This is a genomic window from Oligosphaera ethanolica, assembly GCF_030814695.1.
Taxonomy (GTDB): Bacteria; Verrucomicrobiota; Lentisphaeria; order Oligosphaerales; family Oligosphaeraceae; genus Oligosphaera; species Oligosphaera ethanolica.
The window spans coordinates 4,424,513-4,437,023 of the sequence record NZ_JAUSVL010000001.1 but is presented as its reverse complement, the minus strand read 5'-3'; the positions used below and the strand labels follow the sequence as shown (position 1 = coordinate 4,437,023).

The window sequence follows — 12,511 nt, the reverse complement described above, 5'->3', positions numbered from 1 at the left end:
CCGCGAAAAAAAAGACCGTCGGATCCGTCCGCTCAGCCCGCGAAAAAAGCCCGTTCGCGCTGTCCGCTCGGTCCGCGAGAAAAACCGCCGCTCCCCCGTCTTAGGCGCCGAAGGCGCTGATAGTGGACAGGGCGGCCAGTGGCACGCGCACAGTCAGGCGCACGCCGGCGTCCTCGTAGCTTTCGCTGAGGATGGCGCAGGTTTTGCGCACCAGGGTCAGCTGGTCGTAGCGGCTATGGGGAATAAGCAGCGCCATTTCCGTCATGCTGGCGCGGCAGAGCTCAGCCATGGCGACGCGCAGGGCGTCAATGCCCTCGCCGGTCGTCGCCGAAATCAGCAGCGCGTCTGGAAAACGCCGTTGCAAGCGCTGGCGGGACAAGAGGTCTGGCAGCGCATCGACCTTATTGAGCACCAGCAATGACGGCTTGCCGCCGGCGCCGATTTCCTTGAGGACTTGCGCGGTGGTGTCGTGGTGCTCTTCGAGACTGGCCGCCGTGGCGTCCAGTACTTCGATGAGGTAGTCGGCCATGGCTGTTTCCTCCAGCGTAGAATGAAAGGCCTCTACCAGCATGTGCGGCAGTTTGCGGATGAAACCGACGGTGTCAGCCATCAACAGCGCCTGGCCGTCAGGCAATTCCAGCCGCCGCACCGTCGGATCCAAGGTGGCAAACAGCTTGTCCTCGGTCAGTACCGTCGCCTGCGTCAAGGTATTCAACAGCGACGACTTGCCGGCGTTAGTGTAGCCGACAATCGCTGCCACCGGCACCGGCTTGCGCAGGCGCTGACTGCGTTGCACCCGCCGATGCTGACGCACGACGCTGAGCTGGGCTTTGAGCTTCGCAATCTGCGTCCGCACGATCCGCGAGTCCACTTCCAGCTGCTGCTCGCCTTCGCCGCGCATGCCCATGCCGCCAGCCATGCCGCGCTGCCGATGCAGATGCGTCCAGCGGCGCTTCAGCCGCGGCAGCGAGTAGTTGGCCTGCGCCAACTCCACCTGCAGACGCGCCTCGTTGGTATGCGCGTGCGCAGCAAAAATATCCAGAATGACCTCCTGACGATCAATGACCGCCATAGTGGCCAGGCTCTCCCAGTTGCGCTGTTGCGACGGGGTGAGAAAGTCGTCGAAAATGATCACGTCCGCGCCCGACTGCAGCGCCGCGTCGCAGATCTCCTGCGCCTTGCCCTCGCCGACGAGCAGGCGCGGGTTGATATCGCGCAGTTTCGCCGTCAGCTGGCCGGTGATGCTCAGCCCGAGCGTCCGCACCAGCTCGCTCAGTTCCGCCAACAACTCCTCGGTGCGTTCCGGCCCGCTTTCGGCCGTCTGCACGCCTACCAAAAACGCAAATTGCACCTTCGTAGAATCTTCATTGACGATGGTCGCGCCTGTTTCTTTCATTGCCACCTTTATGTTGCTTTGAGACCCAATACTAATCACTCGCCGTCATTTGCGCAGCAGCTCGTCTTCACGGAAACCCGTGAACTGCCAGCTCTTGTCAATCTTGGCCAGCGACGCCATAAAATGCCTGACGCCGTGGTCGCGATAATTGTCCGACTCGACAGCCACCCGCGCCACGCAGCGGGCGTCGGCCAACTCGTGGTCAATCAGAATCACCTCGATGTCGTAGATATCCACCGAAATCGTGCGGAAGAAGCTGCGCCCGCGTGTCGCCAGGCTGATGAGCGTCTCGGCGGATTGCTCGCCGTTGTAGGGGAAGTCCCGGATACTGATGTCGATCTGCTCATGGAGAAGATTGCCCAGCGCGAACATCTTGACGGCGGCGCTGGCATTGCCCTCGTCGCCGCTCTTTTCAATGGCCTCGCTCAAGCGCTGGAATTGCTTGCGGATGCGCTTTTCCTCCGACGGCCGCAGCCAATAAAAAAGCCCCGCCGCCACTCCTGCGACTAGCAGGAGCTTGAGCAAAGGCCGCCATAAATGCTTTTTTCTGCGCAAGGAAATGACCTCCAGTTAGTGAAACAGCGGCCCGCCGACCACTCGCGACACGGCGATCTCGCCAAATTCATGCTCGTCAATGCCCATGCTGCGGTTGTCGCCAACCACGTAAATATGGCCGGGGCGGACCAAGCGCTCGGGCAGGTCCCAGTCGCAAAGCGTCAGACTCGCCCAGAAGGCGTCCGGTTCCTTGCCATTGACCAGCAAGCCCCCGCCGCGGAACTCCACGCTGTCGCCAGCCACGGCCACCACCCGTTTGAGCAGCATCACGCGCGGTCCCGCCAGGCGCAGCATCACCACCTCGCCTGGGCGCGGGTCGCGAAACCAGTAGCGCGGCTGCCAGCAGAGCAGGAACTCGCGGTCGCCGTAGGTCGGCAACATGCTCTCGCCTTGCGTCCAGGACAGTGTGCAGACCTTGCCGAAAAAGACCCACGCCACCACGATTTCCAGCCCCAGCCGAATCCAGAACCGCCGATTCGGCTGGGGCAGCAGGAAGGCCCGCAGTGCCTCACCAAGTTGTCTCATGCGCAATGCCATGCCCTTAAGTCTCCTCCGCCAACCCCCGCCGCATGTGCACGCTCTGTCCCAGCCCCGCCAGCATCATGGAGCCGAACATGAAAGACCCGCCGTAACTGACAAAAGGCAGCGGTATGCCGATAATTGGCGCGGCCTGGATGGTCATACCGATATTGATAAAGGTGTGCGTCGCAAAGATCGACGCAATGCCGATAGCCAGAAAGGTCCCGAGCTCGTCCGTAGCCAGAATGGCCGTGCGGCAGATGCATAGGATCAGGCAGATAAGCAGACAGACCACGCAGGCCGACCCCACAAAACCCACCTCCTCGGCGATCACCGAAAAGATGAAGTCGGTCGGCGCCACCGTCTTGGGCAGATAGCCCAACACGTACTGCGTACCCTTGAGGTAGCCCTTGCCCATGAAACCGCCACTGCCTACCGCCAGCAATGACTGCTGCGCGTTCCAGTTGTCGAACGGCTTGCCGTCGGCCTTGAGAAAGAAAGTCCGCTGCGCTTCCACCAGGCGTTCGCGACGCGCATTGCTGAGCAACGGCGACACCGCCGCCAGCGCAAAATGACTGGGGACTTCCAGGAAGACCTTCAGGCGGTCCTGCTGGTGCGGCCGCAGAGAACTGAAGCCGATGGGCAGCAGCAGCAGCGCCGCCAGGGCCGACAGCATGATATGCCGCCATTTCAATCCATTCACAAACAGCAGCATGAAGGCAAAGGGCATGTACACCAGTGCGGTGCCGTAGTCCGGCTGCAGGAGGATCAGCAGCAGCGGCGGACCCAATATCGCCAGCAGCACCAGCAAAGGGGGTATCTGGCTGTGCCGCAGCGTCGGATGCGTATAGACCCAGCACATGAACAGCAAAACCACCGGCTTCATCAGCTCCGACGGCTGCAGCATGCCGAAGCCGGGAATGACCAGCCAACTGCGCGAGCTGTTGATGCTCCGATTCAACAACAACAGCAGCACCAGTATGCACAGGCCACCCAAATACGGCATCCACGCATAACGCCCCAGCCAGCGATAATCAAACAGCGCGCAGCCCAAATAAATCACCGTCCCGGCGCCAATCCACAACAGCTGCCGCTGCCACATCTCAGACATCACCCCGCCCACTTCCAGGCCAGCGCCACGGATGAACAACACGCCAATGCCCAGCAAAACGACGTGCAGCAGCAGAGACAATATGTCCATGCGCCGAAATAGCAGCAGATTGTGTTTGAGATCGTCACTTGTCATGCAAATGCTTCAAGGCCATTGGCCATTGGCCCGGGCCGGTCGTCAGAAGGCAAAACGCGGTTATATTGCTGTGTCGGTCGAAACAATAACTATAATGGCGCCGGCAGTTCTTGCGAATAAACAGCCGGCGCCGCGGGCAAGGGAAGCCTCCTCTCGCCGTTCCTCGTGGCAGCTTGAGCGACAAGCGCGCAGAACGGCCCTTGTCCTGTTCGTGCGTAATATGTCGTGTCTTTCACGGGCACCTTTTCCGACGGTGCCCCTGCCCCCGGTTTTTTTTCACCATCGCCCAATCCATTGTCTTTCACAGGAGTATCACCATGCCACTCGACGTCATGCTCTTGCGTCTGGCCACCGCCGCCCTGCTCGGCAGCATCATCGGCTACGAACGGGATATCCACGGCCGCGCCGCCGGCCTGCGCACGCACATGCTCGTCAGCATCGGCGCCACGCTCTTCACCCTCGTCTCCATGGAATTTTCCATGGGCGTCGATGGCCTGACCACCCGCGGCGACCCCGGGCGCATCGCCGCGCAAATCGTCACCGGCATCGGCTTTCTCGGCGCCGGCACCATCCTCAAATCCGGCGTCAGCATCAAAGGCCTGACCACGGCGGCATGCCTGTGGCTGGTCGCGGCCATCGGCATGGCCTGCGGCAGCGGCAATCTCACGCTGGCCATCATCGTTACCCTGTCAGCAGTCATTCTCCTCATCGGCGCCAAACAACTCGAATTGAACATCCCCCGCACCTGCCAGCTCAAACTCATGGTCGTTACCGCGACTTTCGACGAAATGACCGTCATTCGCGACCACCTCGCCGCCCAGAAAAATATCATCATCAAGGAACTGAATTTCTCGTTCCATAAAGAGAACCAGAGGCTTAGCCGGCCGCGACAGCTCAAGACCCTCTTCATCCTCGAAAGCTTCACCCGCAAAAGCCAGACGGTCTTTGCCGCCGATATCTTCGCCTCCCTGAAGAAAATCGACCCCCTGCCCATACATATCTCGCTGGTGAATAACCACTGATCAGGCCGCGGCGCGGACGCGCCCAAGGCGCCCCGCTATGGACAGTATGGACTATATGGACTCAATGGACAACATGCGCCTACTCTGGTTAGCCGTCAACGCCTCCTTCGCCCATTCGTCGCTGGCCCTGCCTCTGGCGCATCTTGCCGCTAGGGACTGCGCGGGGTGGTCCTGGCACGCCGTCGACGCGCGCGCCACGGATGACGCCGGTGAGCTCGCCGTACGCGTCAACGCCACCGCGCCCGATCTGCTCTGCGCCACGCTGTACCTCTTCAATCGCCAGCTCGTCCTCGATGTCATCCAGCGGGTCAAGGCCATGCGGCCGCAGTGCCGGATCGCCGTCGGCGGCCCCGAATGCTCCGGCCGGGGCGCGGCCGAACTCCTCGCGCGCTTCCCGCAGATCGACTTTGCGCTTGACGGCGAAGCCGAAGCCGCCCTGCCCCGCATGCTCGACCTGATCCACGCCGGCGCCGGCGACTTCCAGGGCATAACCGGCCTAGCTTGGCGATCAGCTGCCGGCCAGGCCATCGCCAACGGCGGCAAGGCGCTCTCCGCCGACTGGAGCACGGCGCCCGCGCCCGCAGTCAGCCCCTTTTTTGACAGCAGCAAGGCCTTCGTGCAGGTCGAAACCGCCCGCGGCTGCCTGCAGGGCTGCAGCTACTGCACCAGCTGCCACAGCGCCATGCGTTACAAGAGCCTCGACGCCGTCCGCGACGAACTCACACAGCTCCACGAACGCGGCGTCCGCGATGTCCGGCTGCTCGACCGGACCTTCAATACGCCGCCCACGCGCGGCGTGGACTTGCTGCGGCTGTTCCGCGAGCACTTCACCGACATGCGTTTTCATCTCGAAATCCACCCACAGCTGCTCGGGCCGGCCATCCGCGATGAATTGCAGCTGGCTAGCCCCGGCCAACTTCACGTCGAAGCCGGCATCCAGACGCTCAAACCGGCTGCCCTGCGCGCCGTCGGCCGCCTGGACCAGCCGGAACGCGCCCTGGACGGCCTGGCCTTCCTCTGCAACTGCCCGGGCTTTGACACCCACGCCGATCTTCTCGCCGGCCTGCCGGAACAGGGCTACAACGATGTCCTCCAGGATGTTGCGCAGCTGGTGGCCATCGGCCCAGCGGAGATCCAGCTGGAAACCCTCAAGATGCTCCACGGTACGCCCATGCGCGAGCAGGCGGCCGCCGCCGGACTGCGCTTCAGCCCCGAAACGCCTTACGACGTCATCGCCACCAACACGATGTGCGCCAATGATCTATACCGCTGCCGCAAGTTGTCCCGACTGCTCGATATCACCTACAACCACCCCGCCCTGCAAGGCGCCTTCCGCGCCACCGCCAGCACCCCCGGCGCCATCGCCGACATCCTGGCTTTCATGGAACGCCAGGGCCTCAGTCTCGGCCCCGCGCCCGATCTCAAAAAACGCTTCGCACTGTTCTTGGCGTTCCTGCTGGATCAGCCCGCCGGCCAGCCCCGCCAGCGCGCCCTGGACGCCCTCGCCTACAACTGGCTGCTCTGGGCCTTCCCGCCCGGCGACGGCCCCGCCAAAAACGCCCGCCCGGCAAACGAATTGCCCCCAGACGCCCAGTGCGTCCACGGCGATCCGTCCTGCCGACCACAAGCGGGCCGGCGGCTGTGGCGGCTCCCCGCCAGCGCCAATACCTATTGGTTCCTTTACGACCGCGCTATCGCCCCAAACCGCGCCGCCGCAGTCTTCGTAGCCCCACGACAGGCGCTGGAAGCAAAACAATAAAATCGCCATACGCGCCAATTGTCGGCTTTTCGGCCTTTCCGGCATCCCCCCATGCCGAAAAGGCCTTTTTTCTTAAAAAAACCGTTTTTTTGCGCCTATCGGCTGTTTTCATTGCATTTTTCTTGCAAAATTCTCGTCTGCTGGCTCGAAAAACGCCAATTTTCGGATATATTTCTATGTTTCGCTCCCGGTCAGCTTACGGCCCCATTGCCAGCAAACTCGGGAGTACCGGTGAAACGGCATGATTTCCGAATATTTCCGGAATGACGCGTTACAGCTCAGACAGTGAAGGAGTCCCCATGGCCAACGAAGACAGCCCCGGCATTGTTCCCGCTTCATCACCCGATGCCGTCCCCACCCCCGCTTCCGCGGAAAACGCCATCCCCCCTTCAGCCACCCGAGACGATTTTCAGGAGCTTGACACCTCGGCCTACAACGCCGATCAAATCACCGTTTTGGAAGGTCTGGAAGCCGTCCGCCTTCGCCCCAGCATGTACATCGGCGACACCGGCGAACGCGGCCTGCATCACCTGGTCTATGAAGTCGTCGACAACAGTATCGACGAAGCCCTGATGGGCTACTGCAAAAACATCGAAGTCATTATCAACTTCGATAATAGCGTCTCGGTGGCCGATGACGGCCGCGGCATTCCAGTGGACATGCACCCAATCGAAGGCAAGCCGGCCTGCGAAGTGGCCCTGACCGTGCTGCATGCCGGCGGCAAATTCAACCACAACGCCTACAAAGTGTCAGGCGGCCTCCACGGCGTCGGCGTATCCTGTGTCAACGCGCTGTCGGCATGGCTGGCCCTGCGCATTGAGCGCGACGGCTTTGAGCACCAAATCAAGTTTGAACGTGGCCATACCGTCGACCCCCTCACCGTCGTCCGGCCGAGCAACCGCCGCGGCACAACCGTGACCTTCAAGCCCGACCACGAGATCTTCTCCACTCTCGATTTCAAATGGGACATTCTGGCCAACCGCCTGCGCGAACTGGCCTTCCTCAACGCCGGCCTGCGCATCATCCTCAAAGACATGCGCGGCGAGACGCCCCGGGAAGAAAGTTTCCACTTCATGGGCGGCCTCAAGGAATTCGTCCAGCACCTCAATCAAGGCAAATCGCCCCTGCATGAGATCATCTACTTTCAGACCAGCCGCGACAATGTCGAGGCCGAGATTTCCATGCAGTACAACGACGGCTACACCGAGAATATCTACAGCTATACCAACAACATCAACACCATCGAAGGCGGCACCCACCTCACCGGCTTCCAAGGCGCCCTCACCCGCTGCATCAACAACTACATCAAGGCCACGCCGAGCCTCAAAAATGAAAACGCAGTCTCCGGCACTGACGTCCGCGAAGGCCTGACCGCCGTCATCAGCGTCAAAGTCCCCGACCCGCAGTTCGAGGGCCAGACCAAAACCAAACTCGGCAACGGCGAAGTCCGCGGCATCGTCGACTCCATCGTGTACGACACCCTCACGACCTATTTCGAAGAACACCCGCAGGACGCCCGACAGGTCATCGAAAAAGCCCTCCTGGCCAACCGCGCCCGTGAAGCCGCCCGCAAAGCCCGCGAACTCACCCGCCGCAAAACCGCCCTTGACGGCTCCGCCCTGCCCGGCAAACTGGCCGACTGCTCGGAAAAAGACCCCGCACTATCCGAACTCTACATCGTCGAGGGCGACTCCGCCGGCGGCTCCGCCAAACAAGGCCGCAACAGCAAAAACCAAGCCATCCTGCCCATCCGCGGCAAACTCCTCAACGTCGAAAAAGCCCGCCTGGACAAGCTGCTTAACAACAATGAGATCCGCTCGCTGATCACCGCCATCGGCTGCGGCGTCGAAAGCGAATTCGACGTCACCAAGGCCCGCTATCACCGGGTCGTGATCATGACCGATGCCGACGTCGACGGCTCGCACATCCGCACCCTCCTGCTGACCTTCTTCTTCCGCCAGATGAAGCCCCTCATCGAAGCCGGCTACGTGTACATTGCCAAGCCACCGCTGTTCAAAGTCACCCGCCGCAAACACGAGCAGTACGTCGAAAGCGAAGACCAGCTTGACGGCATCCTCCTCGGCCTGGGCATGCAGGACATCAATCTCCGCCGCCAAAACGGCGATGTCCTCACCGGCGATGTCGCCAGCGACATCGTCCAGATCGTGCGCGAATTCATCCGCCTGAGCAACAACCTCCTGCGCTACGGCATCGACACCAACGTCTACATGCAGCAGGCTCTCGAGCTCGGCGCTTTCCCCGTCGCCATGGTCACCATCCGCGAAAATAACGGCGCTATTTCTATCTTCTACGCGCGGGACGAGGAACACTCCCGTACTATCATCGCCGATGCCCAACAACGTCTCATGCCCGCCGCTCCCGCCACGGACGCCACGCCCCCCATGGACGCCACCGCTCCCGCCGCAGACAGCAACGCCGAGGGGCAGGACGCGACCAGCGCCGACGAGGACGCCAACCAGCTCGACACCGACATCGTCAACATCATCGAGGCCAAATTCCTGCGCGAGCTCGGCGAGCGCCTGCAACGGCACGGTTTTGCCCCCTGCGATGTCTTCATCGCCGGTGCGGCCCCCGTGGTCGAGATGCTCCAGGGTGAAAATGCCACGCCCATGGCCACTCTCGCGGAGCTCTACACCCGCATCACGGACATTGGCCGCCAGGGCATCTACATCCAGCGCTACAAGGGTCTGGGTGAAATGAATCCCGACCAGCTCTGGGAAACCACCATGGACCCCGACCGCCGCAAAATGCTCAAAGTGACCATGGACGATGCCGTGGAAGCCGAACGCATGTTCTCCCTCCTCATGGGCGAACTGGTCGAACCGCGGCGCGAATACATCGAGATGCACGCCGATAGCGTCAAGGATCTCGATATCTGACCCAGCCGCGCCAGTGCCTCCAAGGAAGCGCCCAGCATTTTGCAGCCCAGCAGCATAATAAGGTGTACAGACCATGAGTGACGATATGAACAACCCGCCGGTCCCCCCCGTCGAAGTGGTTATGACCAGCGACAGCATTCAGAAGAACGACATCCCCTACGCCATTGAAGACATCATGCACAACGCGTACTTGCAGTACTCGTTGAGCGTCAACGTCGGCCGCGCCATCCCCGATGTCCGCGACGGCATGAAGGTCGGCAACCGCCGCATCCTCTACGCCATGCGCCAGCTCGGATTCACCAAAAGCCACCCCTATACCAAGTGCGCCAAGGTCGTCGGTGAAGTCATCGGTAACTACCACCCCCACGGCGATCAGGCCGTGTACGACACCCTCGTGCGCATGGCCCAGGACTTCTCCATGCGCTACCCGCTCGTCGACGGCCAGGGCAACTTCGGCTCCATCGACGGTGACTCCGCCGCCGCCTACCGATACACCGAATGCCGCATGGAACGTCTCAGCGAAGAACTCCTCGCCGACCTCGAAAAAGAGACGGTCGACATGCGCCTGACCTTCGACGAAAAGAATTTCGAGCCGTCGGTGCTCCCAGCGCGCTTCCCCAACCTGCTGGTCAATGGTGCCACCGGCATCGGTGTCGGCATGGCCACGAGCATCCCGCCGCACAACCTCGGCGAAGTGATCGACGCCACCGTCGCCATCATCGACCAGCCCGGCATCAGCATCGCCGAACTCATGCACTACCTGCCCGGGCCGGACTTCCCCACCGGCGGCATCATCCAGGGCATCCGCTCCATCGTCTCACTCTACCAGACCGGCCGCGGCTCCGTGCGCCTCCGCGGCAAAGCCACCATCGAAGAGAAAAACGGCAAAGAGCAGATCATCGTCACGGAAATTCCCTACGCGCTCAACAAAGAGAATCTCGTGCTCAAGATCGCCGACTTGGTCAATGAAAAACGCATCACCGGCATCAGCGGCCTGGAAGACCTCTCCAGCTCCCGCGTCGGTATCCGCATCGTCATTGACGTCAAGAAGGGCGCCATCGCCTCGGTCGTGCTCAATCAGCTCTACAGCATGACTCCGCTGGAAAGCGTCATGGGCGGGCAATTCCTGGTGGTAGACCGCAATCGCCCCCGCACCCTCAACCTCAAGCAGGTTCTCGAAGCCTACATCGACCACCGCGAAGACGTCATTATCCGCCGCACCCGCTTCGAACTCAAAAAGGCCGAAGACCGCGACCACATCGTCCAGGGACTGCTTATCGCCCAGGCCAACATCGACGACGTCGTCCGCATCATCCGCGAATCCGCCAACCGCGACGAAGCGGCCAAGACCCTCATGCAACGTTTCGAACTCAGCGAACGGCAGGTCAAGGCCATCCTCGAAATGCGCCTCTACCAGCTCACCAACCTGGCCGTCGATGAACTGCGTAACGAACATGACGAACTGGCCAAACGCATCGAATACCTCAAAAGCCTCCTCGCCAGCCGCAAGAAGATCATGGACGTGGTCCGCGAAGAGCTCATCGAAGTGCGCAACAAATACGCCGACGCCCGCCGCACTCTCATCGTGCCGGCCGAACGCGAAATCGACATGGAAGACCTCATCCCCCGCGGCATCTGCGTCATCCCGCTGTCCGCGACGGGCTACATCAAACGCGTACCGGCCGATACCTACGAGGCTCAGAACCGCGGCGGTAAAGGCGTCCGCGGCATGAAGACCAAAGAGGAAGACTACGTCGAAAAACTCCTCACCTGCTGCACGCATGACATCATTCTCTTCTTCACCAGCAAGGGCCTCATGCACTGGCTTAAGGCCTACGAGATTCCTGAAGGCAGCCGCGACAGCCAGGGCAAAGCCATCATCAACCTCCTCCAGCTGCAGAGCGACGAACGCATCCGCGCCATGATCAGCGTCAACGACGTCGATGTCGAGGATGTCTTTGTCGTCATGGCCACCCGCAACGGCACCGTCAAAAAAACCGAACTGCGCGCCTTCAAGAACCTCCGCAAAAAAGGCATCATCGCCATCAATCTTGAAGAAGGCGACGACCTCATTGATGTCCAGCTCACCGACGGCAAGCAGGAGCTGCTCCTGTCCTCCGCCCAGGGCCGCGCCTGCCGCTTCCTCGAAACCGGCCTGCGCGCCACCGGCCGCAACTCCATCGGCGTCCGCGGCATGGAACTGCGCAACCACCAGGGCGAACGCGTCTCCGAACTCGTCGCCATGTGCGTCGTCGAACCCGAAGATGAACTGCTGGTCATCACCGCCAAAGGCATGGGTAAACGCACGCCAATCGGCCTCGAAAACTACGAAGGCGTCATCCCCGAAGCCGAGGCCGCAACCGATGACAGCGGCGCCGATAACGACGCCATCGTCGTCACCGACGACGATGATGTCGACGCCGATGTCGAGACCGAGGCCGAAGACGGCGCCAGCAAGGATTCCAGCACCCGCCGTTACCGCCGCACCCGCCGCGGCGCCCGTGGCGTCATCAGCGTCCGCCTCCGCGAAGGCGACCGCGTCGTCGCCGCCCTCCAAGTCGTCGCCGACAGCGAACAGGAAGTGCTCATCACCTCCGTCCAAGGCCAGATGGTCCGCCTCCGCGTTACCGAATTCCGCAGCACCGGCCGCGCCGCCTTCGGTACCATCGTCATGAGACTCAATGAAGGCGATGAAGTCGCCTCCGCAACCCTCATCGATGAACTCAGCGATGACGAAATCGCCGCCAATAAGGCCAAAATCGCCGAAGAAGAAGAACAAGTCGCCCGCAAAGCGCTCTTCGAAGCAAACCGCGCCGCCATGCAACGAAAAGATGACGACGACGATGACGACGAAGACAACCAGGACGATAACAACAACGACGCGAATGGCCAAAAAGCCAACAACCAAGCCCCCGCCGAAGACGCCGACGCCGACGCTGACGCCCCCGCCGAAGACGCCGACGCCGACGCTGACGCCCCCGCCGAAGACGCCGACGCCGACACTGACGCCCCCGCCGAAGACGCCGACGCCGACGCTGACGCCCCCGCCGAAGACGCCGACGCTGACGCCCCCGCCGCAAGCGGCGACACGCCACCCCAAGCGTAACCCGCCCC

Annotated in this window: 8 protein-coding genes; 4 read left to right on the top strand and 4 right to left on the bottom strand. The window is 61.8% G+C overall.

Features of this window, described 5'->3' with window-relative positions; translation table 11 throughout:
• Positions 1-100: 100 nt before the first annotated feature.
• The 4 genes from hflX to J3R75_RS15580 are packed head-to-tail and all read right to left on the bottom strand — an operon-like array spanning position 101 to position 3,716.
• Positions 101-1,396 carry a GTPase HflX gene (hflX, locus tag J3R75_RS15595; protein WP_307263406.1) on the bottom strand — a complete coding sequence of 432 codons (1,296 nt, stop codon included), beginning with the start codon at positions 1,394-1,396 and terminating at the stop codon, positions 101-103.
• Positions 1,397-1,441: 45 nt separating this feature from the next.
• Positions 1,442-1,951, bottom strand: coding sequence for a hypothetical protein (locus tag J3R75_RS15590; RefSeq protein WP_307263404.1), 510 nt, complete (start codon positions 1,949-1,951; stop codon positions 1,442-1,444).
• Between the two features lie 15 nt (positions 1,952-1,966).
• On the bottom strand, positions 1,967-2,488 hold the full coding sequence (gene lepB / locus J3R75_RS15585) for a signal peptidase I (RefSeq protein WP_307263400.1): 522 nt from the start codon (positions 2,486-2,488) through the stop codon (positions 1,967-1,969).
• 4 nt (positions 2,489-2,492) lie between these two features.
• Positions 2,493-3,716 (bottom strand): FtsW/RodA/SpoVE family cell cycle protein, encoded by a 1,224-nt coding sequence (locus J3R75_RS15580; protein ID WP_307263395.1) that lies wholly within the window; start codon positions 3,714-3,716, stop codon positions 2,493-2,495.
• Positions 3,717-4,033: 317 nt separating this feature from the next.
• Between J3R75_RS15580 and J3R75_RS15575 the strand changes: the two genes are divergently transcribed.
• From J3R75_RS15575 to gyrA, 4 genes are all read left to right on the top strand, one after another.
• Positions 4,034-4,738, top strand: a complete 705-nt coding sequence (locus J3R75_RS15575) for an MgtC/SapB family protein (RefSeq protein WP_307263392.1) — start codon at positions 4,034-4,036, stop codon at positions 4,736-4,738.
• 37 nt (positions 4,739-4,775) lie between these two features.
• Positions 4,776-6,497 carry a B12-binding domain-containing radical SAM protein gene (locus tag J3R75_RS15570; RefSeq protein WP_307263390.1) on the top strand — a complete coding sequence of 574 codons (1,722 nt, stop codon included), beginning with the start codon at positions 4,776-4,778 and terminating at the stop codon, positions 6,495-6,497.
• 299 nt (positions 6,498-6,796) lie between these two features.
• Positions 6,797-9,397, top strand: a complete 2,601-nt coding sequence (gene gyrB, locus J3R75_RS15565) for a DNA topoisomerase (ATP-hydrolyzing) subunit B (protein ID WP_307263388.1) — start codon at positions 6,797-6,799, stop codon at positions 9,395-9,397.
• 73 nt (positions 9,398-9,470) lie between these two features.
• A complete protein-coding gene (gene gyrA / locus J3R75_RS15560) occupies positions 9,471-12,503 on the top strand; it encodes a DNA gyrase subunit A (RefSeq protein ID WP_307263385.1) in 3,033 nt (1,010 codons plus the stop codon).
• The last annotated feature ends 8 nt before the right edge of the window (positions 12,504-12,511 follow it).

What these genes read in the sequence shown, in the direction of transcription:
- hflX (WP_307263406.1), bottom strand. Translation starts at nt 1,396, where the DNA reads ATGAAAGAAACAGGCGCGACCATCGTCAATGAAGATTCTACGAAGGTG.
- lepB (WP_307263400.1), bottom strand. Translation starts at nt 2,488, where the DNA reads ATGGCATTGCGCATGAGACAACTTGGTGAGGCACTGCGGGCCTTCCTG.
- J3R75_RS15580 (WP_307263395.1), bottom strand. Translation starts at nt 3,716, where the DNA reads ATGACAAGTGACGATCTCAAACACAATCTGCTGCTATTTCGGCGCATG.
- J3R75_RS15575 (WP_307263392.1), top strand. Translation starts at nt 4,034, where the DNA reads ATGCCACTCGACGTCATGCTCTTGCGTCTGGCCACCGCCGCCCTGCTC.
- J3R75_RS15570 (WP_307263390.1), top strand. Translation starts at nt 4,776, where the DNA reads ATGGACAGTATGGACTATATGGACTCAATGGACAACATGCGCCTACTC.
- gyrB (WP_307263388.1), top strand. Translation starts at nt 6,797, where the DNA reads ATGGCCAACGAAGACAGCCCCGGCATTGTTCCCGCTTCATCACCCGAT.
- gyrA (WP_307263385.1), top strand. Translation starts at nt 9,471, where the DNA reads ATGAGTGACGATATGAACAACCCGCCGGTCCCCCCCGTCGAAGTGGTT.